At 47.0% G+C, this 22,047-nt stretch carries 23 protein-coding genes and 6 pseudogenes; 25 read left to right on the top strand and 4 right to left on the bottom strand.

Annotation, left to right across the window (positions count from 1 at the left end):
• From panF to JCM19037_RS29495, 11 genes and pseudogenes are all read left to right on the top strand, one after another.
• Positions 1-180, top strand: a pseudogene (panF, locus tag JCM19037_RS25880) (sodium/panthothenate symporter); the annotation flags it as partial.
• Positions 181-280: 100 nt separating this feature from the next.
• Positions 281-1,342: a stage II sporulation protein D gene (gene spoIID, locus JCM19037_RS15375; protein WP_042402702.1), complete on the top strand. Its 1,062-nt coding sequence runs from the start codon at positions 281-283 to the stop codon at positions 1,340-1,342.
• Between the two features lie 114 nt (positions 1,343-1,456).
• Positions 1,457-1,621, top strand: a complete 165-nt coding sequence (locus tag JCM19037_RS27480; RefSeq protein ID WP_238544747.1) for a hypothetical protein — start codon at positions 1,457-1,459, stop codon at positions 1,619-1,621.
• On the top strand, positions 1,594-2,322 hold the full coding sequence (locus JCM19037_RS15380) for a M23 family metallopeptidase (RefSeq protein WP_052363945.1): 729 nt from the start codon (positions 1,594-1,596) through the stop codon (positions 2,320-2,322). The genes JCM19037_RS27480 and JCM19037_RS15380 overlap by 28 nt, the downstream gene beginning before the upstream one ends.
• A 171-nt stretch (positions 2,323-2,493) precedes the next feature.
• Positions 2,494-2,835, top strand: a complete 342-nt coding sequence (locus JCM19037_RS15385) for a P-II family nitrogen regulator (protein ID WP_042402707.1) — start codon at positions 2,494-2,496, stop codon at positions 2,833-2,835.
• Between the two features lie 15 nt (positions 2,836-2,850).
• A complete protein-coding gene (locus JCM19037_RS15390) occupies positions 2,851-4,152 on the top strand; it encodes an ammonium transporter (RefSeq protein ID WP_052363946.1) in 1,302 nt (433 codons plus the stop codon).
• A gap of 73 nt (positions 4,153-4,225) precedes the next feature.
• On the top strand, positions 4,226-4,525 hold the full coding sequence (locus tag JCM19037_RS15395; RefSeq protein WP_042402710.1) for a hypothetical protein: 300 nt from the start codon (positions 4,226-4,228) through the stop codon (positions 4,523-4,525).
• 428 nt (positions 4,526-4,953) lie between these two features.
• Positions 4,954-5,223, top strand: coding sequence for a sporulation transcriptional regulator SpoIIID (gene spoIIID / locus JCM19037_RS15400; RefSeq protein WP_042402713.1), 270 nt, complete (start codon positions 4,954-4,956; stop codon positions 5,221-5,223).
• 168 nt (positions 5,224-5,391) lie between these two features.
• A complete protein-coding gene (locus tag JCM19037_RS29485; protein WP_307189835.1) occupies positions 5,392-5,862 on the top strand; it encodes a nitronate monooxygenase family protein in 471 nt (156 codons plus the stop codon).
• A 5-nt stretch (positions 5,863-5,867) separates the two neighbouring features.
• Positions 5,868-6,179, top strand: a complete 312-nt coding sequence (locus tag JCM19037_RS29490; protein WP_307189836.1) for a nitronate monooxygenase family protein — start codon at positions 5,868-5,870, stop codon at positions 6,177-6,179.
• Positions 6,176-6,337 carry a hypothetical protein gene (locus tag JCM19037_RS29495; RefSeq protein ID WP_307189837.1) on the top strand — a complete coding sequence of 54 codons (162 nt, stop codon included), beginning with the start codon at positions 6,176-6,178 and terminating at the stop codon, positions 6,335-6,337. The genes JCM19037_RS29490 and JCM19037_RS29495 overlap by 4 nt, the downstream gene beginning before the upstream one ends.
• Before the next feature lie 42 nt (positions 6,338-6,379).
• On the opposite strand, the gene lepB is transcribed toward JCM19037_RS29495, so the two are convergent.
• Both lepB and JCM19037_RS15415 read right to left on the bottom strand, forming a co-directional pair.
• Positions 6,380-6,892 (bottom strand): signal peptidase I, encoded by a 513-nt coding sequence (gene lepB, locus JCM19037_RS15410; protein ID WP_042402779.1) that lies wholly within the window; start codon positions 6,890-6,892, stop codon positions 6,380-6,382.
• Between the two features lie 389 nt (positions 6,893-7,281).
• Positions 7,282-7,482 (bottom strand): hypothetical protein, encoded by a 201-nt coding sequence (locus JCM19037_RS15415; RefSeq protein WP_042402716.1) that lies wholly within the window; start codon positions 7,480-7,482, stop codon positions 7,282-7,284.
• Positions 7,483-7,603: 121 nt separating this feature from the next.
• On the opposite strand from JCM19037_RS15415, the pseudogene JCM19037_RS15420 reads away from it, so the two are divergent.
• A pseudogene (locus tag JCM19037_RS15420) lies at positions 7,604-8,637 on the top strand (LLM class flavin-dependent oxidoreductase).
• 255 nt (positions 8,638-8,892) lie between these two features.
• Here the strand turns inward: JCM19037_RS15420 and JCM19037_RS15425 are convergent.
• Positions 8,893-9,807, bottom strand: coding sequence for a threonine/serine dehydratase (locus JCM19037_RS15425; protein ID WP_238544748.1), 915 nt, complete (start codon positions 9,805-9,807; stop codon positions 8,893-8,895).
• A gap of 216 nt (positions 9,808-10,023) precedes the next feature.
• Here JCM19037_RS15425 and JCM19037_RS15430 point away from each other — a divergent pair.
• The 10 genes and pseudogenes from JCM19037_RS15430 (at position 10,024) to JCM19037_RS15465 (ending at position 18,715) form a co-directional block, all read left to right on the top strand.
• Positions 10,024-11,314 (top strand): annotated as a pseudogene (locus tag JCM19037_RS15430) (GH1 family beta-glucosidase).
• 41 nt (positions 11,315-11,355) lie between these two features.
• A complete protein-coding gene (locus JCM19037_RS15435; RefSeq protein WP_307189838.1) occupies positions 11,356-12,174 on the top strand; it encodes an ABC transporter substrate-binding protein in 819 nt (272 codons plus the stop codon).
• A complete protein-coding gene (locus tag JCM19037_RS29500) occupies positions 12,171-12,614 on the top strand; it encodes an extracellular solute-binding protein (RefSeq protein ID WP_307189839.1) in 444 nt (147 codons plus the stop codon). Before JCM19037_RS15435 ends, JCM19037_RS29500 begins: the two co-directional genes overlap by 4 nt.
• Positions 12,615-12,672: 58 nt before the next feature.
• Positions 12,673-13,194 carry a carbohydrate ABC transporter permease gene (locus JCM19037_RS30220; protein WP_373901042.1) on the top strand — a complete coding sequence of 174 codons (522 nt, stop codon included), beginning with the start codon at positions 12,673-12,675 and terminating at the stop codon, positions 13,192-13,194.
• A complete protein-coding gene (locus JCM19037_RS30225; RefSeq protein ID WP_373901044.1) occupies positions 13,191-13,598 on the top strand; it encodes a carbohydrate ABC transporter permease in 408 nt (135 codons plus the stop codon). Before JCM19037_RS30220 ends, JCM19037_RS30225 begins: the two co-directional genes overlap by 4 nt.
• Positions 13,595-14,405 (top strand): annotated as a pseudogene (locus JCM19037_RS15445) (carbohydrate ABC transporter permease). Before JCM19037_RS30225 ends, JCM19037_RS15445 begins: the two are co-directional and overlap by 4 nt.
• Positions 14,406-14,427: 22 nt before the next feature.
• Positions 14,428-15,444 (top strand): LacI family DNA-binding transcriptional regulator, encoded by a 1,017-nt coding sequence (locus tag JCM19037_RS15450; RefSeq protein ID WP_042402719.1) that lies wholly within the window; start codon positions 14,428-14,430, stop codon positions 15,442-15,444.
• Between the two features lie 795 nt (positions 15,445-16,239).
• Positions 16,240-17,006, top strand: a pseudogene (locus JCM19037_RS15455) (ABC transporter ATP-binding protein).
• A gap of 180 nt (positions 17,007-17,186) precedes the next feature.
• Positions 17,187-17,966 (top strand): ABC transporter substrate-binding protein, encoded by a 780-nt coding sequence (locus JCM19037_RS15460; RefSeq protein WP_238544749.1) that lies wholly within the window; start codon positions 17,187-17,189, stop codon positions 17,964-17,966.
• Entirely contained in the window at positions 17,963-18,715 is a 753-nt protein-coding gene (locus JCM19037_RS15465; protein WP_042402722.1) for an ABC transporter permease, read from the top strand. Before JCM19037_RS15460 ends, JCM19037_RS15465 begins: the two co-directional genes overlap by 4 nt.
• On the opposite strand, the gene JCM19037_RS15470 is transcribed toward JCM19037_RS15465, so the two are convergent.
• Positions 18,705-19,151, bottom strand: a complete 447-nt coding sequence (locus JCM19037_RS15470) for a helix-turn-helix domain-containing protein (protein ID WP_042402725.1) — start codon at positions 19,149-19,151, stop codon at positions 18,705-18,707. The two genes, JCM19037_RS15465 and JCM19037_RS15470, sit on opposite strands and share 11 nt — an antisense overlap.
• Positions 19,152-19,257: 106 nt before the next feature.
• On the opposite strand from JCM19037_RS15470, the gene JCM19037_RS15475 reads away from it, so the two are divergent.
• From JCM19037_RS15475 to mreB, 3 genes and pseudogenes are all read left to right on the top strand, one after another.
• Positions 19,258-19,776 (top strand): DUF4242 domain-containing protein, encoded by a 519-nt coding sequence (locus JCM19037_RS15475; protein ID WP_042402729.1) that lies wholly within the window; start codon positions 19,258-19,260, stop codon positions 19,774-19,776.
• Between the two features lie 15 nt (positions 19,777-19,791).
• Positions 19,792-20,775, top strand: a complete 984-nt coding sequence (locus JCM19037_RS15480) for an acyl-CoA dehydrogenase family protein (protein WP_052363947.1) — start codon at positions 19,792-19,794, stop codon at positions 20,773-20,775.
• 253 nt (positions 20,776-21,028) lie between these two features.
• A pseudogene (mreB, locus tag JCM19037_RS15485) lies at positions 21,029-22,029 on the top strand (rod shape-determining protein MreB).
• Positions 22,030-22,047: the final 18 nt, after the last annotated feature.

Below are 22,047 nucleotides of genomic sequence, written 5' to 3' on the forward strand. Positions count from 1 at the left end.
AAATACGGGGCGCTAGCGTCGATTATCTTAGGGGTGGGAAGTTATGTCGCGATCTCCATCTTTATGCCAGAGCCGTTTGGTATGCACTCGGTCGTTCTGCCTGTCGCCTTGTCTCTTGTCGGTTATGTTGTGGCTAGTTTGTGCACTCCAGCACCAGCCTTGCAACAAGCCCGCTCGTAAAACTTGTTCTAATCAGTCACGTTTCGCCATAGGCTCATAGTGGTTATCATTGCTAACGAAACAGTGATATGGACAAGTGTTTAGATTGGAGGGGCGTTTTTTGAGGCAGATCTTTGTCGTCGTGAGTATCCTTGCAAGTGTGATTCTCGTCCTTCCCGCCTTACTCGTGATGGTTTTTTCAGATTCCGAGGCGAATATGAAAACCGTTGATGTGGAAGAGACAGAGGACATACAAACCGTAGAAGAGGCTGAAGAAACAGATGAAGTAGAAGAAGCCGTCGATGTTTTCGTGCCCGTGTATCGCGACCAAACAGAACAAGTAGAAGAAGTGGAACTTGAAACTTATGTTCGAGGAGTCGTAGCCAGTGAGATGCCTGCTTCTTTTGAAATGGAAGCATTAAAAGCGCAAGCGCTCGTAGCAAGAACGTACGTCGTAAAACAAATGGAATATGAAGAGAGCATCAATTTGCCGGGAGGCGCTTTAGTGACCGATACGACATCCCATCAAGTGTACTCAAGTGATGAAGAGTTACAACAACGGTGGGGCGCGGATTATGAAGAACAGATGACGCGAATCGAAGAAGCCGTCAATGCAACGGCTGGGGAAGTCATCACTCACGATGGCGATCCGATTACCGCATCTTTTTTCTCTACAAGCAATGGATATACAGAAAACGTTGAAGACTATTGGAAAACATCATTGCCTTATTTGCGAAGTGTGGAGAGTCCTTGGGATCAGGAAGTCTCCCCTCGATTTAACAATACAGTTACGCTAACTGTAGGGGATGTAGAAGCCGCCCTCGGCGTTTCGCTCCCTGAGGCTGGCGACTTTGCACCAATCACGGAACGAACAGAGGGTGGACGGGTCGCTAAAGTCTCAATTGGAGAACAAACTTTCCATGGAAGAGAAATCCGTGAAGCACTCGGTTTAGATTCGAGTGATTTTGATTGGCGTCGGGAAGGTAATGAAGTGATTGTGCAAACACGAGGTTGGGGTCATGGGGTCGGTATGAGTCAATACGGTGCGGATGGCATGGCGAAAGACGGCCGTAATTATGAAGAGATCGTAACTCACTATTATCAAGATATTCAAATTGATGATACGACCCAAGCGGCTGAAAGTTACGTATTGAATTTCACAAAAGAAGATGAGACAGATTAGAAACCGCCGAACATGGGCGGTTTTTTAATTTTTAACCGAACTATCAAAAAATTTTCATTTACAAGTATATCTTTCTGTGAAATTGATCAGAATGGTTGCTGAGGTGGTGATCAAATGAAAGATCAAGAGAAAAAAGTTTCTCAATCAAAAGAAAAAGAAAATCAAGGGCAAGTAAAAGAAATTACGAAAAAGCTTGGTTTTGGCCGGCGGTTTATCTTACGGTCTGTGCGGTACTGCTTAGCTCATTCTTTATGTTCCAAGGTGGCGGCACCGATTTAGCCGAAGAGGATCCAACGGAAGAAAATGAAGGAATCTTCGATTTCAATACAGATTCTGAAGACGAAGAAGCGGTTCCGGTAGGCACGGAAGAGGAGCAAATGCAGCTGCCGGTATTTGATGAGTCCGTGGTCAATGTTGTCGGTCATTTCTACGATCATAATGCGACGGCAGAAGAGCAAGAAGCTGCACTCGTATATTACAACCAGACGTATTACCAAAACAAAGGAATTGACCTTGCTAACGCTGATGGCGAAACGTTTGATGTAACAGCAGCGCTTAGTGGTGAAGTCGTAAGAGCAGAGCAAGATTCGCTTTTAGGACATGTTGTTGAGATTTCCCATGGTGATGACCTTGTAACGGCGTATCACAGTTTGCAAGACTTGCAAGTTGAAGAAGGCGACACGATTACGAAAGGCTCAATCATCGGTACAGCTGGTGAAAATGAGTACAACCGCGATGCGGGCGTACACGTTCACTTTGAAGTTCGAGAAAACGGTGTCGCGTACAACCCGATGGATGTTATGAATCTACGTGTTGCTGAAATGAGCTTTGACGATGCTGATGGTATTGATGAAGCGACTCCCTCAGACGAGGAAGGCGACGATGAAGCAGATGAACGTGAAGATGAAGACACTGAATTAGAAGAAGAAGCATCAGACTCAGATTCAGATGAAGATGATGACACAGAAGAAGAAGAATAAACTGTTCTCACCCTTGATTTGATCTTGCTCCGACGATCGGGGGCTTTTTTTATGATGTAAGCGCTTTATTTAAAAATTCAAAAAATTACCTTGCATTTTTTTGAGGAACGTCGTATGATAATTTTCATAACTAGTGATGTTAATTATCTTTACATATTAGGAGGGGGATGCATGAAAAAGATTGAAGCGATCATTCGACCTGAACATTTTCAAAAGTTACGCGTTGGGCTCGAAGAAGTTGGGATTAGTGGCTTAACGGTTTCAGAAGTCGCTGGTTGTGGCAAGCAAAAGGGGCAAAAGGGTGTGTTCAGAGGCAATGCGTTTGAGGTGACGCTGTTGCCGAAAGTTAAAGTGGAAATGATCATCGCAGAAGAACAAGTTGAAGAAATCATCGATTTAATTTCGGAATCTTCTTTCACAGGAGACGTTGGGGATGGCAAGATCTTCGTCTACGAAGTGGTTGAAGCGGTAAGGATTCGTACGAAAGAACGCGGGGAAAAAGCGATTTCATAAAAAGGGGGATTTCAAATGGACGCGATTGCAGTAGATACGATGTGGGTAATGATTGCTACGTTTCTTGTCTTTTTTATGCATGCTGGGTTTGCCATGTTAGAAACAGGATTTTCCAGGTCTAAAAACGCCGTCAACATTCTCATGAAGAATATGCTTACGATGGCAGTTTCTGTCATTGCTTTCTTTTTCATCGGGTATGCCTTCATGTTTGGGGATACTGCAGGTGGCTTTCTTGGTACGAGCGGGTTTGCCCTCTCTGGCGTTGATGACATTGGGTTCTTCGCGTTTCAAGCCATGTTCGCCGCAACCTGTGCAACAATTATCTCAGGGGCAGTAGCTGAGCGGATGAAGCTCGGAAGTTATATTGCGCTCGCGCTCATGATGGTCGTCATCATCTATCCGATGGTCGGTCACTGGATTTGGTCAGATAACGGCTGGTTAGCCAACTTAGGATTCGTTGATTTTGCAGGGTCAACCGTCGTTCACTTTACCGGTGCCGCTGCCGCCGCAGTTGCTGTATTCGTGCTCGGTGGTCGGATCGGTAAATACAATAAAGATGGCAGTGCCAATGCCATCCCAGGCCACAACTTACCACTCGGCGCACTAGGTGTGTTTATCCTTTGGTTCGGCTGGTTCGGATTTAACGGAGGTAGTACGCTTTCCCCAGCAGACCCTCTCCTCACTTCCGTTGTCGTCTGCACCGCGCTCAGTGCATCCGGGGGGATTGTCGCAACGGCGATGTACACGCTCTTCAAGTACAAGCGAGTAGATGGATCACTCACACTGAACGGCGCACTTGCAGGGCTTGTCGGGATTACAGCAGGTGCTGCTGATGTTGCCCCGATTGGCGCGCTTATTATGGGTCTTGTAGCCGGTATAATCCTCGTCGAAGCGGTTGCGCTTTTAGACAATAAGTTGAAGCTCGACGACCCGGTCGGCGCGATCGCTGTTCACGGCATTTGCGGCATTTGGGGAACGGTAGCCGTCGGATTATTCGCACTCGAAGGCGGATTGTTTTACGGCGGCGGAGCGACGCTACTCGGAATCCAAGCGCTCGGAGTGTTCGCCGTCATGGCTTGGGTGCTAGGCTCCACCTTCATCGTCGTGAAAATCATCGGTGCACTCGGTGGCGGCATCCGTGTGAGCGAACAAGAAGAATTAGAAGGATTGGACTTTAGCGAACACGGGTCAAACGCTTACGACTCCGGCTCCACAGCGCTCGGCTTGTCCGGACGTCAAAGTGTCGGCGGCTTAAGCGAAGATCTCGTCACTCGCTTAGACGCACTGTCTGATGACGATAAAAGCGCAAAAGTGTAACTCAAATGTGTAGGAACGCTCTAGGTCCCCGCAGATCTAGAGCGTTTTTTTTGAGGGTGTTAAGGGGACGCAGATGAAGCGGCAGGAGCGCCAAGCGGAGGACGGTTTTGGTGTCGGCCCCCAGCGGGGCCAACAAGTCGATGGGTCTTTGGCTTGGCTTGATTTGCGCGCGAGTTGGAACAAACTGCGCGCATGTTTGGGGAAATTCGCATTAAAACCGGTCAAAAGCGTAAACCTGCGCGCAGATGGCATAAACTCGCGCGCAGAACGAGCGTTCGTTTTCCGCGCAGCCCTGCCCGTCCACTTGCGGCAACCGGGCGCAGGAAAAACCCTTGCCATCCCAAGCCAAAAACCGAATTTCTTGTCGGCGTGAGCCGCGCCCAACCGAGGAAGGTTTTGGTTTCGGCCTACCCTCCAGGGGTCCGACGTTTCTCTAGCTATATAAGCGCTAATGTGCACGCAAGTTCCCATGAAATCTACGTTTATTCCGCTAATCTCAACAAACTAGAGCGCAGAATACAGTGATCCGTCCGGAACGCATCCTGAAGAAATGGAATTGTTCTACCCTACTCGTCATGAATGACAGGACCATCACGTATATTTCATGGTCGCCTTCGTATAATTAGAACGAGTAACCCATTTTGTTTTAGGAAATGTTTTTTGATTGCTTGAATAAGCGGTCTGTAAGGCGATTTTTCTTACTTTTTCACAGCAAACCCTTGTCCTCACTGAGTTTTTGGTATATCTGCCGGTCTTGGTTAATAAACTGTAACAAACCATCCAGACTGGGAGGCGAGCGGTGTGCATGACTACATCAAAGAGCGAACCATCAAGATCGGTAAGTACATTGTGGAAACTCGAAAAACCGTCCGGACAATCGCTAAGGAGTTCGGCGTTTCGAAGAGTACTGTCCATAAAGACCTAACGGAGCGGTTGCCGGAAATTAATCCTGAATTGGCGAGTGAAGTGAAGGTTATTCTGGATTACCACAAATCTATTCGACATCTAAGAGGAGGAGAAGCGACGAAGGTAAAATATAAAAAAGATACAGAATCGGTATCCCAGCCATAATCATCTAATAGAAGTTAGAAAGTTCAAACATAACAAGAGATGAGGGTTTGATCGTTAGTGACGATCAACCTTCTTTACGTTTACAGCAGGACGAGCTTGAAGTGAGTGACGATTCATTCATAATGTGATACAGTAAATACACAAATATTCACACAAAAGGTGGTTCTTATGTTAAAAGATCACGTTCAACTCCCAGTCATTGCGGCACCGATGTTTCTCGTTTCAGGTACAGAAATGGTGATTGAAAGTTGTAAGCAAGGAATTATCGGGACGTTCCCGCTGCTCAATGCACGTACGGGTGAAGAACTGGAAAGTTGGATGACAGAAGTGAAAGACGCGCTCGATCAAGCGAAACAAGACGATCCTGAGGCAACGATTGCTCCGTGGGGAGTGAACTTGATCGTGCATCGTTCAAACGCGCGGTATGAAGAAGATTTGGAGCGGATTCGCCAATTTCAGCCACCGGTCGTAATTACGTCACTTGGAAATCCAACACCGGTCGTTGAAGTCGTTCACAGTTACGGTGGGATCGTCATGAGTGATGTGATCACGACCAAACATGCAAAAAAAGCAGCGGGTGCAGGTGTAGATGGACTTATTCTCGTCTCAAGCGGCGCAGGAGCCACGGTGGCTTATTAAACCCGATGGCATTTATCGCTGAAGTAAAGCAGTTTTTTGATGGAACAATTGTACTTGCAGGCTGCATTTCTAGTGGCCGAGAAGTGCTCGCAGCCGAAGTGCTCGGTGCGGATTTAGCCTATATGGGCACGCGCTTCATTGCGACTGAGGAAGCGATGGCACAACCGGAGTACAAGCGAATGCTTGTCGAAGCGAGTACAGATGACATTCTCTATACCGATGCCATTAGCGGGGTGAACGCCAACTTCCTCATTCCGAGCATGCAAGCCGCTGGCTTGACCCGAAAAACTTACAACCCGCTGGGGAAGTCGATGTGACACACACGAAAAAAGAAGCCAAATCGTGGAAAGACGTGTGGAGCGCAGGCCAAGGTGTGACGTCAGTAAAGACAGTCGCATCAATTAAAGATACTGTAAAAGAAATTAAGGCTGAATATGAGAAAGCAGTGGACGAAATTAGTGCGAAGCGGGCGTGACTCGCATAACAAAACAAAACGAGCTATATAGGCTCGTTTTGTTTATTCCACAAATCCGAATCGTTGGACGGGCCAGTAACGCAAGCTCGCTTTGCCGACGATCGCATCTTCCTCAATAAAACCGCTCGACCGGCTATCGATGCTGTTATTGCGGTTATCGCCAACGACGAAATACTCATCCTCGGGGATGATCTCGCCTTCCCCAATATCTGCGAACGTAAAGTCCATCGTCAAGTCATCGGTAAACGGCTCATCGATGAGCTCTCCATTAATGTATAAATCATTATCCGTATATTCCACTTCATCTCCAGGCAACCCAATGACCCGCTTAATGTGGTCTTCAGTTTCGGAGTAGTTAAACACAATCACATCAAATCGATCGGGCTCAGAAAATGTGTACGACAATTTATTAATAATGATCCGGTCCCCATGTTCAATGGTTGGGAGCATCGAACTTCCATTCACGAGATAATTCCCAAAAAGAAACGTTCTTACGATTAAAACAATAATCAACACAATTAAAATTGTCTTTACCCAAGACCAGACCTCTTTCATCAATGCCGTTGCCCTCCTCTGTCTATATTCTGATTGTACAACAACATCCAATCATCCACAAAGGATAGATAAAATTAGCATAAAAGGAAATGAAAGAGAGAACGGTCAGAATCTTATATTGTTAAAATATTATGTTGCAATATGCAGATAAATGCCTAATGGGCCGTCGATCACATAAGTGCTGCTCGTTCAATTTGCAAGTGGTGAACTTATGGAAGATGACTATACCTTGTCATCAAAAACAGGTAAAGGTAATTGCTAGACCGATAAGAAAAAGCACCCGACAGAGAGGTGCTTTTTTTCTTATCATAGTGCTCGCTTTTCAATCGCAACTATAAATTCGCATCTTAGTGCTTAGATTATAACGGTCTTCTATACAGTGGAGGTTTCTATATCATTTGGTTTTTATCGTGGGCGTTTGCGTCTCCGCCAATGCCTTCAGTTCCTTCTACATTGACATTCAAAACGCCCCCGCCCATGTGGGCGTTGACCTCAGGCTCCATCGTGTCAAGGTCGTCTTCAGGTGCCTCACCGTTGCAAGCTGCGAGCACACTTAACAAGATCATACTGGAAATGATGCGTTTATTCATGGTCGTTCACCTCATTTCTTTTGCTAAGTATTCCCGAGTGAATGGAGAACATGCATCGCATGATTATGTCCATCGCTTCATACACTAAGCATATTACTTGTTCGATTTATAGTGCGGGTGTATGGTGTTCTATAGAATCAAACTAGAAAGGGTGGACAAAGTGAGTCAACTTCCCCTCTCCGTGCTTGACCTTGCGCCCGTGTTGCCGGGTCAAACACCAAGCGAAGCATTTGAAAATAGCAAGCATCTTATTCAACATACAGATCAACTCGACTACCACAGGTATTGGGTAGCGGAGCACCATAACATGGAAAGTATTGCGAGTTCAGCAACGAGTGTGCTCATTGGCTACCTTGCGGGGCACAGCGAAAAGATTCGAGTTGGATCTGGAGGCATTATGCTTCCGAACCACGCCCCACTCATTATCGCAGAACAGTTCGGAACACTGGAAAGTATGTATCCAGGCAGAATTGATCTCGGACTAGGTCGTGCACCAGGAACAGACCCGATGACGGTGCAAGCTTTGCGCAGAGATACGAGAAATGCTGTAAACCAATTCCCTGAGAACGTTAACGAGTTGCAGCAACTGCTAGGTGATGCGGATATGCCAGTGAAAGCTCACCCTGGTCACAACACGAATGTACCATATACTTGCTCGGCTCGAGCACATACGGTGCACAGTTAGCAGCAGCGATGGGACTGCCATACGCATTTGCTAGTCACTTTGCTCCGAAAGAGCTACACAATGCGTTAAAGATTTATCACGATCGCTTCCAGCCTTCTGCATATCTCGATGAACCGTATGCAATGGTCACAGTCAATGCGACTGTTGCCGAAACAAACGAAGAAGCAGAGCGGCTTGCCTCTACAAGCAAGTTGAAGTTCTTAAGCATCATTCGTGGTAATCGAGGCGTGGACACCGCACCTGTCGATAACGTGGACGACTATATGAGCCCGATTGAAAAAGAGCAAGTAGAAAGCATGCTCAAATACTCATTTGTTGGCGACGAAGAGCGAGTGGCTACAGATCTAAAATCATTTTACAATGAGACGCGCTTCAACGAACTGATCGTCACCACCGATATCCACGATCAAGAAAAACGCCGCGACAGCTACACAAGACTCAAAAAGACATGGGACAACATTGAATTTTAAAAACGGAAGGCGAGCGTAGCTGTGTTAGCTATGCTCGCTTTTTTTAATGTTTAAAGGGTGGGGTGGGGAGCGGCGCGGTGCGATTTAGATCGCCAACCCCCTAAACCCTTCAAAATTCAAGCGACATGTCGGCACCGGAGGTGCCGAAACCAATGAAAAACGATCTAGAGCACACATCTCCTAAAATCCCCCAAACCCGACTCCGCTCTACCCCACCTAACACCTACTCAGCGAATCGACGGATGGCGGCGAGATCTAGGTTGCCGCCGCTGGCAACGAGGACGATGTTGCCGCCATTGTGTGCAATTTTTCCCGAGCGCAATGCGGCGAGGTAGCGGCGCCGGATGGTTCGATTACTTGTTTCATGCGAGACAGGTAAAAGACGAAGGCTTCGCGGATGTCTTCTTCGCTGACAGTGACGATTTCGTCGACGTGTTGCTGGATGATTGGGAACGTCATAGCGCCGGGTGTAGATGCACGTAACCCGTCTGCGATCGTATTGGCTGCATCAATGGAAACGCGTTCCCCTTGTTCGAGTGAGCGTCGTGTGTCATCGGCGTTGACGGGCTCCACGCCGATGACTTTTACTTCTGGATGGATGCTCTTGATGGCAGTCGCTACACCTGAGATAAGCCCGCCTCCACCAACAGGGACGACAACGACTTCTGGGTTGTTCACTTGGGATAGGATCTCTAGGCCAACGGTGCCTTGTCCGGCAATGATTTGCGTGTCATCGTATGGCGGGATGAAGGTTGCACCGAGTTGATCAACGAGTTCGTTGGCGTGGGCGATTCGTTCCTCTGATGTTGTTCCAAAATGAATGACCTGAGCCCCGTAGTTACGAATGGCTTCTTCTTTGGCGGCATTAGCATCTTCGGGAATGACGATTGTCGCATTTAGGCCGAGTTCTCGGGCGATGTAGGCGACGGCCTGTCCATGATTGCCAGAAGAAGCGGCAATGAGATGTTCTGCTCCTTGCTCTTTGGCTTGCATCACGCAATTGGTGGCACCTCGAATTTTGAAGCTGCCGGTTTTCTGCAAATGCTCAGACTTAATATATACGCTTGCGTTTGCTTGTTTGTTCAATGTGTTAGACGTAAGCACGGGTGTAACGTGAACAGTATTGTGCAGTCGGACGCGTGCTTCGTTTAATTCTTTAACGGTAATCATTGGCTAGGCTCCTTTAAATAGGGTATATGTATACTTCTATTCTAATACAAAAACTCCTCTTTGAATAAAAAGAAAGCGCTTTCGAAAAATGATTGACACCTATCAGAATTGCGTGTAAATTAATACCGAAACCGGTTTAGTTACTCAAAGGGGGAGAGATCACTGCAATCATTTCCACAGTCATTTCATTGGGGAGCAGCAACGTCTTCTTATCAAATTGAAGGGGCGGCGTTTGCAGATGGAAAAGGCAAATGCATATGGGATACGTTTGTTGAGCAAGACGGAGCCATTCAAGATGGCACGGACGGGCGCTTAGCCTGTGACCACTATACGTATTATCGGGACGACGTCAAACTTCTAAAAGAACTCAACTTTAGCCACTACCGTTTTTCAGTAAACTGGGCTCGGATCATGCCAGACGGAAAAGGCCGGGTAAACGAAGCCGGATTGGATTTTTACAAGCGACTCATCAATACATTAAATGAACAACACATCACGCCGATGCTCACGCTTTACCATTGGGAGCTTCCTCAACAATTAGAGGATGAAGGCGGCTGGTTAAACCGCGATACGGCTTACTACTTTGCGGAATATGCGGAGCGGGTGTTTCGCGAGTTCTCTGCTGAAGTGCCGTATTGGATTACGCAAAATGAGCCGTGGGTGGCATCGCGTTTAGGATATGGAGAGGGTGTTCACGCTCCCGGTAAGAAAGTTGAACCATTTCCTGACCGCCGCTCACCACTTGCTACTTTCCCACGGTCTTGCGACAGAGCGATTGCGCGCGATGAAGCAAACCGAGCAACAAACGGGCATCGCCTTAAACCTTAGTTCTCATTACCCGGCAGATGACCGCCCGTCGAGCCAAGAGGCTGCCACCCGGGCGGATGGCTTCTTAAACCGGTGGTTTTTAGACCCCGTTTATAAAGGAACGTATCCTAAAGATATGCTCACCATCTATGAAAAACAGACGGATCTGTCATTTTTACAACAAGGAGATTTAGAGCAGATTCAGCAGCCAATTGATTTTCTCGGCATTAATTATTATTCAAGCGATTTTGTTGAGTCGTCACCGGTGACGACTGAGAACCCCACAGGATCGAAGCCGGTGCAAACGAGCCTGCCAAAAACGGCTATGGAATGGGATGTGTATCCAGACGGGCTATATGATCTGCTCGTTAGGGTGACGAATGATTATGGAAAACAGCCGTTGTATGTGTCAGAAAACGGTGCGGCGTATCGAGATGAAGTGGTTGGGGGAGAGGTGAATGATGAGCAGCGAGCCGATTATTTAGACCAACACTTGCAATCGTGTTTACGGGCCATCCAGTCGGGCGTTGATTTACGTGGGTATTATGTCTGGTCGTTTCTGGACAATTTTGAATGGGCATACGGGTTATCAAAGCGATTTGGGGTTGTTCATATTGATTTTACAACACTTAAGCGAACACCTAAGCAAAGTGCCTATTGGTTACAAGCGTTCATTGCTAGTCAGCGGGTACACTCATGAATGTTTACGAAAGCGGTTTCTTTAAAAAGGAGGGCGAATGGATGAAGTGGCGTAACGGGTATGTTGTTGTCGGTTCGGTACTGCTGTTGACTGCATGTAATGGGGATGAGGGGTCTTCTGCAGATGGAGAAGATGTGTCATTAACGATGTGGACGTTTGACACCGTTCCGTATGAGGAGATGGCAGCGGAGTATATGGAAGAACATCCACACATTACGATTCAAGTGGAGAATCTCGATATGGAAGACCACCACAACAACCTATTTAATGCTCTATCAGCAAGCAGTGGGGCTCCAGACATGGCGATGATTGAAGTGTCGGAAATGGATCGTTTCCAAGTGGCAGAGGACCGTTTTCACAATTTGTATGAGTACGGTGCAGAAGATGTGACTAGTGACTATTTGGACTGGGCGTGGGCAGTTTCGGAGAATACCGATGGTGACTTCTTGTTTGGGCTCCCTACAGACATTGGGCCGACGGTGATGTTTTATCGTCAAGATGTATTTGAAGAGGCAGGTCTGCCTAGTGAACCTGAGGAAGTGGAAGAGATGATCGCTACGTGGGAGGACTATGAAGAAACCGCGCGTACAATCTATGAAGAGACGGGAAAACCAATGGTCGATAACCCTGAGCTCATCTTTAACGCACAGCGAGACATTCGGCCAGAGGCGTACTTTAATGAAGAGGATGAACTCATTATGGAGACGTCCACGCACGTGCGCGAAGCCTATGATTACACGGTGGACATGATCGATGAGGGGACGGTTGGAAGTGTGGATATGTGGTCGCCAGAATGGGGGGACGCCCAAGCGCAAGGCAGCTACGCGACGATGTTAGCTCCGGCCTGGATGCAAGGGTGATCCGGAACAATGCTCCCGATTCTGATGAGTGGCGCGTCGTGACGATGCCAGGAGATGAAGGCGGTAACTGGGGCGGTTCGTATATGACGGTTCCAGCGGAGTCGGAACATCCAGAAGAGGCGTATGAGTTTTTAGCGTGGATGCTTTCCCCGGACCAACAGCTCGAAGCGTTTCGGGCAGACGGCCTGTTCCCTTCCACACCAGCTACGTATGAGATGGAAGAGTTCCAAAATTATAGCGACGAGTATTTCGGTGGTCAAAACACCGCACAAATCTTTGCGGAAGCCGCTGAAGACGTGAGTTACATCTACAAAGGAAGACACTACGGCATGGCAAACGAGGAAGTGCTTGAAGCGCTCATGAATGTTGTTGATGGGTCTGACGCTGAGCAAGAATGGCAAGCGGCAGTGAATCGAATTGATCAGCAAATGAATCGGTAATTCTATTTCGGGAGAGGAGTGTGAATCATTCCTCTCTTCCTTTCGAGGAGAGATAATCATGGGCCTTACCTTGGAGAAAAAACAGAAAAAAATTACTGAAAAGAAGCGAAATGCGCTATCGGGATATTTGTTTATTTCCCCATTTTATTTGTTGTTTGCTGTGTTTGGTCTGTTTCCGATTTTGTTTAGTTTCTATATTGGTTTCTTTCGTTGGGACGGGCTGAGCGACATGGAATTCGCAGGCTTACATAACTTTCAGTACATCTTAAACGATGAGTTGTTTTGGAAAAGTCTTTCGAACACACTCATTATTGGCATTATGGGAACCGCGCCTCAGCTTGTCATCGGAATATTGCTCGCGTACGCCCTTAATGCAACATTTTTAAAATACAAAAATGTATTTCGGATCATGATTTTTTTGCCGTACGTGACGTCGATTGTAGCGGTAGCCATTGTGTTTAGCGTTATTTTTAGTAACCAGCCACATGGGCTGATCAACTCGGTCTTTGGTTTGTTTGGAATGGACCCTGTCGTGTGGAACCGTTCGGAGTGGGGTGCGAAGATTGCGATAGCACGATGATTTTTTGGCGCTGGCTCGGCTACAATACGCTTATTTATTTAGCGGGGATGCAAAGCATACCTGGGCATTTATATGAAGCGGCGCGGCTAGAAGGGGCATCAATTTTTCAGCAGCTTCGCTACATTACAATTCCAATGTTAAAGCCGTTCATTCTCTTTACCGTGTTTACGGCAACGGTCGGTGCTTTGCAAGTGTTCGCCGAGCCAATGATTTTCTCTGGGTATCGCCCGGAAGGTATGACGGTAGTGCTCTATTTGTACCGGGAAGGGTTTCATAATAATTACTTCGGAACCGCAGCGGCAACGTCGCTCGTCTTATTCTTTATTATTATTGTATTTACAGCTGTGAACATGTTCTTGACGAGTCGAATCGGTCAGCAGTCGAAACGGAGGGCGCGATTATGAAAAAAGGAATCGTTTATACGCTTCTCATCATCGTTTCTTTGTTGTCGATTTTCCCAATCTATTGGATGTTTGTCATGGCGACGAACCCAAACCATGTAATTAATAGCATTCCCCCTGTGTTAATTCCAGGTCCAGAAGTGATGACCAACTTTGAAAACGTCTTGAGCAACATTCCGTTTTTCCGTAACTTGCTGAATTCATTCTTTGTCGCAAGTACGATTACGATCGGCGTTATCTTTCTTTGCTCCCTTGCGGGATTTGCGTTTGCGAAACTACAGTTCCCAGGTCGGCGATCTTTATTTCTCATCGTGCTTGCAACGATGATGATCCCGCCTGTACTGGGTGTGATCCCGCTTTATTATTTGATTACAAACTTTGGCTGGCTGAATGATTATCGTGCTTATTTTCCCAGGGTTAATTAACGCGTTCGGGATATTTTGGATGAGGCAGTACATCTATAGTGCTGTTCATGATGAGATTGTAGAAGCGGCCCGCATTGACGGGTGTTCCAACTGGCGAATGTATTGGAATATCGTCATTCCGATGGTATATCCGGCGTTTGCTACACTAGGAATTATCGTGTTTATGCAAATTTGGGGAGACTTTATGTGGCCGCTCATCGCTTTGCAAGACACATCGATGTATACACTTCAAGTTGCATTGAGTGTATTGGAGAGTGACCGGAGCCGGGATTACGGTATGATTATGTCAGGAACGTTTTGGGCGACCGTCCCACTCATCGTTGTGTTTCTTATTTTTAATCGATTATTTATCCGCAGCATCACCGACGGCGCGTTGAAGGGATAACTTTAGGAGTGTGTAGAAGCAAATGAGAATGACAATCAAAGAAATCGCACGCCTATCAGGCGTTTCGCAGAGCACAGTATCTAAAATCATTAACAACTACGATGATGTCGGGAGCGAGACGAAAAATAAAGTCTTGCAGATTATGAAAGAACACGGATACCGGCCATCGTATTCTGCCCAATCATTAGCGAAAAAAGTAACCCATGTGATTGGTGTTATCTATGCAGGGCGGGTAAATGCTGACTTTAACCATCCGTTTTTCGTCGATGTGTTAAATGCGTTTAAAAATAGCGTCGGGCGGCTTGGTTATGACTTGATGTTTTTTTCAAATGAACATTTTCACGAAGGAGACGAGGATTTCTTAGAAAGATGCCGCCATTACAATGTAGACGGGTGCATCATTATCGGCGGGGAGACAATTCAACCGTCTGTCTATGCACTTGACCAGAGTGAGATTCCATGTGTTGGCATTGATCTCACCTTGCGGGGCAAAAATTCGACGTACTTGATGACCGACAACGATGAAATGCTAGCAAAAGTCATCGAACATTTTTATTTAGAAGGTCACCGAGATATCGGCTTTATCGGTGGACAGAAACCGTCGACCATTGCCCGTCTACGTTTGGACGCCTTCCACAGCGCGATGCGTAGCTATCAGCTTCACGTTAACGAAGACTGGATCTATGAGGGGGATTTCTTCGAACAGAGCGGCTACGAAGCGATGCGGTCATTTTTGCAGCAAGAAACCGTCCCGTCCGCCATCTTTGCCGCCTCCGACTTGATGGCGATTGGTGCGCTCCGAGCATTGAAAGAGGCAGGGGTACCGCTTCGTTCATACAGCATCATCGGCTGTGACGACATCGATGCTGCCCAATACGTCGATCCGTCGCTCACAACGATCCGCCAAAACAAAGAAAAGATTGGCCAGCTCGCGTCCCGGTTGCTAAAAGACTTAATTGACGAGAACATGCACGGCGTGGAGCGGCTCGTTGAGCCAGAGCTCGTCATTCGGGCTTCGTCCAATCCGGTTGAGAATTGAAGTGGGGGATGCTTCCTGCTGAGAAGCGGTGACCCCGGTGTAACCGTCTATACTAGTCGGGCAACATTTTCCGCTGAACAGAATTACCCCCTCCCTGCCATACGTAGACGTTAAAGGTCCAGCTTCAATCGGCGCGAGTCGCGCCGAAGCGACTCCGGGTTCGTTTCGGCCCCGCTGGGGCCTACAGGTTGATGTCTTTCGGCTTTAAGTCTGCGTGCAAGTTTGTTACATATGGCAGGAAGAGAGTAGAAAACATAAACTGGACCGTTGTCGCCGCTATGACCATGGAGTGAGGAGGTTGGATAAGGAATCTGCGCTCCAGTTAGCCCCGAATTGCCGAGATACGGTCTGAATCTAGCGAACTAGAGCGCAGAAGGGTAAAACTTGGTCACAGAAATGGGTTTGTGCAACCGTCAGCCGGGGCCAAAGGAACGCGGAGAATGGAATGTATGGTCTGGATCACCCTTCATGACTACTTTTATAGTTGTATGCGGGGATTTCAGACTTTTTTAACCCGGAGCTCGGCAGAACCCAACGTAGAATGTTCTACGTTGGGTTTTCGACTTTCTATGTTGGATTTACTCCTGGAATCATCAAATGTTAGCCAAAATCCCAACGTGAGAAGGTTTATGTGAGCATCCCGCCGAGCGGGGCAAGTGACTATCCTGCCTCGCATGTCTCCGAAGGAGACTTTTTTGTATTTTCAGTTGTATTTTCTAACCGAGTGTAATAAACTAACTTAAAACATAGTAAACAACTAAGTATTATCAAATATACATGAATTAAGGTGATCCGATGACATCCCTTGTCGATGTTCAACAGATGAGCAAATCGTTCCAATCCCATCAAGTTTTGTCAGAGATTTCGCTATCGATTGAAAAAGGAGAATTCGTTTCTATTCTTGGCGAGAGTGGTTGTGGTAAAAGTACGCTTCTCAATGTGATCGGTGGGTTTGAGGCACCAACATCCGGTGCTGTGCACCTTGATGAAAAACCGGTAGAGCGTCCGAGCCGTCGCGCCATCATGCTATTTCAACATTACGGGCTTCTTCCGTGGCGAACGGTACAAAAGAATGTCGAGTTCGCGTTGGAGTCGGAAGTTCCATCCAAAGAAGAACGCCGGACGCGAGCGGAACAGTATCTAGAGCTAGTCGGGCTGAGTAGCAGTGCTAACCAGTTCCCGTCCCAGTTGTCAGGAGGAATGCAGCAGCGAGTGGCGATTGCGCGAGCGTTGGCTATTCAGCCGGAACTTATCTTAATGGACGAACCATTTGCCGCGCTCGATACATTTAATCGCTACCACCTCCAAGATGAGTTGCTCCGCATTCAGCAACAAGAGGAGACGACGGTTGCCCTTGTCACCCATGATATTGATGAAGCTGTGTACCTATCAGACCGGATCATCATTATGGACCGAAATCCTGGCACGATTCGCAGAACAATCAACATCACGTTCCGCGGCCAAGAGATCGAAGCCATGGCGATTTTCAATATTTTCGAAAGCTAATTTTTGATACGTTTCATTTTGGTAGAACCGAAATTGATTCTGATTATCACATCTAGGGGGACCATGATGCCACGCCAATACTATGCAATCCCAGCGATATTGCTTCTCGTTTCGGCTATTGTGATGAGTGGGTGCCAGCAACGTGAAGCGGCTGCAGACAACACGATTAAGGTAGGCTATCTGCTATCACTCATGCAGCCCCCCTATACATCGCCAACGAACAGCAAGAACAATTCATGCAAGACGCAGACATCGAACTCATCCGCTTTGGAACGTGGATTGACCTAATGGACGCGCTGAACAGTGGCAGAATTGACGGTGCATCCGTACTCTTTCCACTTGCGATGAAAGCCCGTGAAAAAGGGATTGACATCAAAGCAACGGCACTCGGCCATGAAGACGGGAATGCCATCATCGCCAGTCACGACATTCAACAAGTAGAAGACCTGCACGGCAAGACCGTCGCCATACCGCACACCTTGTCTACGCACAACTTGTTACTCGATAAAATGTTAGAGAATGCAGATATGGCTTATGACGATGTAAACGTTGTGGAGATGCCGCCAGCAGAAATGCCTGCCGCGCTCTCAGAAGGTCGAATTGAAAGCTATATCGTTGCCGAGCCGTTTGGGGCGATTGGCGTCACGCTAGACGTCGGCCATGTGCTCGGTCAATCTCATCAACTTTGGCCAGGGTGCTTATGTTGTGCAATGGTATTCAGACAGAGCTTTTTAGAAGATCGCCCAGAGTTAGCCAAACAATTTATGGAAGGCTATGTACAAGCAGGCGAACATGCTGAAGATGATCTTGATGCTCACCTCGCTTACTTGAATGTGGAAGAAGAAGCTTTGGAATTGTCACTAGAATGGATATCCTATGAAAACTTGAAAGTGAATCGTGAGGATTATGATTATATGACGGAGCGGGTGCTCGATTTAAACTTGATGGAGCAGCCACCATCTTATGAAGAGTTTGTTGATACGTCACTACTTGAGGAGATCCAACGTCGCCCATGAAGAAACTTGTAAATATTCTTATCACGTTTACGCTCGTTGTCATCGTGTGGCAACTCGTTATTTGGATTGGAGATTACGAAGAAGCGCTTTTGCCATCTCCATTGCGGGTTGGAGAAGGAATCGTCAGCATGACGCTGGATGGCACGCTGTTTGAACATATGGTCGTCAGTTTGTACCGGTTCTTTACTGGATATGGCCTTGCCGTCGTCGTCGCCATCGTGCTCGGATTAATTTTAGGTCGTTCCCCAAGACTATGGGGGGTTGCTGACCCAATTGTGCAAGTGTTACGGCCAGTTGCTCCCGTTGCTTGGACACCGTTTATCGTGCTTTGGTTCGGAATTGGGAGCATGCCGGCCATTGTAATTATCTTTATCGCAGCGTTCTTTCCTGTGCTTCTTTCTACCGTCTCTGCCGTAAAGAAAGTGGATGCAACGTATTTGAAGCTTGCCGAGAACCTAGAAGTAAGGCAGCCGGCACTCATGTATAAAGTGATTCTTCCTGCTGCGTTCCCCGGCATTGCCAATGGCCTTCACCTTGCAGTCGGGACTGCGTGGATCTTCCTCGTTGCCGGGGAAATGGTCGGGGCACAGTCAGGACTTGGGTATCTCATCATTGATGCGAGAAACGCTTTGGACCTTGATCTCGTGCTTGCAGGCATTGTATTTATTGGCGTACTTGGCTTAGCCATCGATAAACTAATCGGGCTGTTTGAAACATGGGTTGGGAAACAGTGGGGATTCAACCGCTAGTTTGCCGTTCGTACGGCAGCACTTGCAATTGGTCAGATGGAATTCGCTCACCACTCTCACGATCAAAAAAACCAATGCTCACTTCTTGACCGGTCTGTTCGTCAACGAGCTTCTTATAACATTTGTCCAAGTGGTCTCGTCCCCAGAGCAGAAATGCATGAAAAACGGGCTCAAGTGCTCGCCCTTTTTCGGTGAGTGCATACTGATAGCGTGGAGGGTGTTTGCTGTACAGCTCAGATGTGACCATTCCTTCTGCTTCCAACGTCTTAAGTCGAGTTGATAAAAGGTTTGCCGAAACCGTTTCAAGATTATGCTTAATATCATTAAAGGTCTTGTTTCCGATAAGAATTTCATGAATGATGAGAAGCGTCCAGCGATCGCCGACGATGTTCAGTGTTTGTGCAATGTTACATGGAAGTGGGTAACGTTCTTTCATCACATTTCCTCCTTTTGTTTCGTAAGTATAACATAGAGTATACTAAGTTGATTTTTTTAACTAAGTATAATAAAATAACTATAAACAATAAAGGAGTGACGAACAAATGGCATTATTTTTAGTTGAAGCGACATTAGATAAATCTGGTGAGAACAAGTCAGCTGTAGAAGCAGCTGTAGCAACATTACATCTAGACGAGGGGCAACTCATTGAAGTACAAGTCGCTAGCGACTTTAAGAAAGTGTACGTCATTGTTGAAGCGAACAAAGAAGAGGAGATTCAGCCTGCATTTTCAGGTGAAGCATTTACGGTTCAGACGGTGAAAGAAGTGCGAATCGTCGGGCAAGAGCTAGAAGATGTGAAGAAAAATGCGGGACAAATCAATTATCTTGTGGAGTGGAATTTCCCTGCAGACTTAACGATGGACCAATACTTGGCACGCAAAAAGAAAAACTCTGTGCACTATGCGGAAGTACCAGAAGTCGAATTTCAGCGCACGTATGTATGTGAAGATATGACAAAATGTTTATGTTTTTATGATGCCCCTGACGATGATGCAGTGAAACGTGCAAGGGAAGCGGTAAGCGCACCTGTTAGCTCGATCACAAAACTATCTAGAGATTAATAGGAGGAGAAGCACATGCTTGAGCAATGGTTGAAAAAAACATTAAAGCCACTCGTGCAAGACATCGATATGGAAGGACTGTATCCAGATCAAATCTTACGAGGGCTTGGAGAGCATGGGTGCTTCTCTTCGCAGGATCGCTCTTATTTAGAAACCGTTCAACAAGAAGTCGAAACGGTGAAGGTCGTTTCAAAGTTTTGCATGACGACAGGGTTTATTGCCTGGTGCCACCTTGCGTTGCTCACATACGTTCGTCATACGAGTAATGAAGCGCTAAAGCAGCAGTTTCTTCCTGGATTAGAGCGTGGAGACATTCTCGGTGGAACGGGTCTTTCCAACCCGATGAAACATTTTGCCGGTTTAGAGCCTTTGCACCTGTCAGCGAAACCGGTCGGTGAAAACTACGAAGTATCCGGTACGTTGCCGTCTGTTTCAAACCTTGGCCCAAACCATTGGTTTGGCGCAGTCGCTCGTGTCGAAGGCGAAGACCGAAACATCATGATTTTAGTAAATTGCTCGAGTGAAAATGTTCGCTTGAAAGAAAAGAAAGATTATTTAGGCATTAATGGAAGTGCCACCTATGCTGTTCGGTTTTCTGAGCAAGTCATTCCTGCGGAGCACATATTAGCAGAGGATGCCGATGCTTTTGTGGCAACGATCCGACCGTACTTCCTCGTGTACCAGATTCCGCTAGGGTTTGGGGTAATGGAAGCGGCGATTGCGGCGGTTAAAAGCGCAAACAGCAAACAAAATGGCTGCAACGAATATTTGAGCGAGCAGCCAGACACGATTAGCGCCTTATTAAAAGAGCAAGAAGCTACGCTTTCTAATCAGTTTGCGAACAAGGATGAGCTCTATTGGGAGGCACTATTGCCAATTAGAAAAGCGAGTGCAGAAGGGGCCATTTTAGCTGCGCACATGACGATGCTCCACGTCGGAGGTCCTGCGTATACAAAGAAAAGTCACCCCGCAAGAAGGTTGAGAGAAGCTATTTTCTAGTCAATCTAACCCCGACCATCCGTCATTTAGAGAAAATGATGGACAATACTGAAACCCGCGTAGCCAAATGATTGGCTGCGCGGGTTTTTTTAAGGAGTGTGACTCAAGTCGCAGAGAAATCTCAAAACATTCGATCCTTTGATTCATATTTCGACATCGATGTGGTAAAATTAAGCATTGATGACTGTGAATGTGAGCGTAAGGGAACACTATTATACATATATTGACATTTTATTTGAGAGGAAGGTGCCAAATGTTTGGCAGAGATATTGGAATTGACCTAGGAACGGCAAATGTGCTCATGCACATTAAAGGGCGCGGCATCGTGCTTAATGAACCTTCAGTTGTAGCAATTGATAAAGGAACGGGGAAAGCGCTAGCCGTCGGTGAAGAAGCCTTTCGCATGGTCGGGAGAACCCCTGGCAACATTGTCGCCCTTCGTCCGATGAAAGACGGCGTCATTGCTGATTTTAATTTGACCGAGGCAATGCTTCGCCACTTCTTAGCGAAAGTGAACGTCAAATCGTCATTCGTAAAACCCCGGATTTTAATTTGCTGTCCGACAGATATTACATCAGTGGAACAAAAGGCCATTCGTGAGACGGTTGAAAAGAGCGGTGGCAAGAACGTGTACTTAGAAGAAGAGCCGAAAGTGGCAGCGATTGGTGCGGGTATGGATATTTTCCAACCGAGCGGCAACATGGTCGTTGACATAGGCGGGGGGACGACAGACGTCGCTGTCTTATCAATGGGTGGTATTGTCACGTCGAAGTCAATCAAAACGGCTGGCGATCAGTTTGACAGCGACATTCTTGCGTATATTAAGAGAAAATACAAGTTACTTATCGGTGAACGAACGGCTGAAGATATTAAGAAAAATGTGGCGACCGTCTCGCCTAGCGGTCGGGACGAGCAAATGGACATTCGCGGGCGGGATATGGTGAGCGGGCTTCCGCAAACAATTACGGTTAATTCTAGTGAGATTAAAGAAGCATTAAGCGAGTCGGTTTCAAACATTGTGGCCGCTGCGAAGTTCGTATTGGAGCAAACACCTCCTGAGCTTTCAGCCGACATCATTGATCGAGGCGTTATTCTTACCGGAGGAGGAGCCTTCTTCACGGTATGGACACACTGCTGACAGATGAATTAAAAGTGCCGGTACTCATTGCCGAGGAGCCGATGCACTGTGTGGCCATAGGTACGGGAATTATTCTTGAGAATTTGGATAAGATGTCGACGCGCTTAAAGGCATAATACGAGAGGGGAAGCGGA

Origin of the sequence: Geomicrobium sp. JCM 19037 (genome assembly GCF_000698105.1) — a bacterium.
Classification (GTDB): domain Bacteria; phylum Bacillota; class Bacilli; order Bacillales; family Marinococcaceae; genus Geomicrobium_A.

Bases quoted from the DNA above. Each gene is read 5' to 3' on its own strand.
- JCM19037_RS15395 (WP_042402710.1), top strand. From the start codon at position 4,226: ATGAAGCGGCAGGAGCGCCAAGCGGAGGACGGTTTTGGTGTCGGCCCC.
- JCM19037_RS15435 (WP_307189838.1), top strand. From the start codon at position 11,356: ATGAAGTGGCGTAACGGGTATGTTGTTGTCGGTTCGGTACTGCTGTTG.
- JCM19037_RS15385 (WP_042402707.1), top strand. From the start codon at position 2,494: ATGAAAAAGATTGAAGCGATCATTCGACCTGAACATTTTCAAAAGTTA.
- JCM19037_RS15460 (WP_238544749.1), top strand. From the start codon at position 17,187: ATGCAAGACGCAGACATCGAACTCATCCGCTTTGGAACGTGGATTGAC.
- JCM19037_RS30225 (WP_373901044.1), top strand. From the start codon at position 13,191: ATGATTTTTTGGCGCTGGCTCGGCTACAATACGCTTATTTATTTAGCG.
- JCM19037_RS30220 (WP_373901042.1), top strand. From the start codon at position 12,673: ATGGGCCTTACCTTGGAGAAAAAACAGAAAAAAATTACTGAAAAGAAG.
- JCM19037_RS29490 (WP_307189836.1), top strand. From the start codon at position 5,868: ATGGCATTTATCGCTGAAGTAAAGCAGTTTTTTGATGGAACAATTGTA.
- JCM19037_RS15450 (WP_042402719.1), top strand. From the start codon at position 14,428: ATGAGAATGACAATCAAAGAAATCGCACGCCTATCAGGCGTTTCGCAG.
- JCM19037_RS15475 (WP_042402729.1), top strand. From the start codon at position 19,258: ATGGCATTATTTTTAGTTGAAGCGACATTAGATAAATCTGGTGAGAAC.
- JCM19037_RS15390 (WP_052363946.1), top strand. From the start codon at position 2,851: ATGGACGCGATTGCAGTAGATACGATGTGGGTAATGATTGCTACGTTT.
- JCM19037_RS15380 (WP_052363945.1), top strand. From the start codon at position 1,594: ATGTTCCAAGGTGGCGGCACCGATTTAGCCGAAGAGGATCCAACGGAA.
- JCM19037_RS15425 (WP_238544748.1), bottom strand. From the start codon at position 9,807: ATGATTACCGTTAAAGAATTAAACGAAGCACGCGTCCGACTGCACAAT.
- JCM19037_RS27480 (WP_238544747.1), top strand. From the start codon at position 1,457: ATGAAAGATCAAGAGAAAAAAGTTTCTCAATCAAAAGAAAAAGAAAAT.
- JCM19037_RS15415 (WP_042402716.1), bottom strand. From the start codon at position 7,482: ATGAATAAACGCATCATTTCCAGTATGATCTTGTTAAGTGTGCTCGCA.
- JCM19037_RS15470 (WP_042402725.1), bottom strand. From the start codon at position 19,151: ATGAAAGAACGTTACCCACTTCCATGTAACATTGCACAAACACTGAAC.
- lepB (WP_042402779.1), bottom strand. From the start codon at position 6,892: ATGAAAGAGGTCTGGTCTTGGGTAAAGACAATTTTAATTGTGTTGATT.
- JCM19037_RS29485 (WP_307189835.1), top strand. From the start codon at position 5,392: ATGTTAAAAGATCACGTTCAACTCCCAGTCATTGCGGCACCGATGTTT.
- JCM19037_RS15480 (WP_052363947.1), top strand. From the start codon at position 19,792: ATGCTTGAGCAATGGTTGAAAAAAACATTAAAGCCACTCGTGCAAGAC.
- JCM19037_RS15465 (WP_042402722.1), top strand. From the start codon at position 17,963: ATGAAGAAACTTGTAAATATTCTTATCACGTTTACGCTCGTTGTCATC.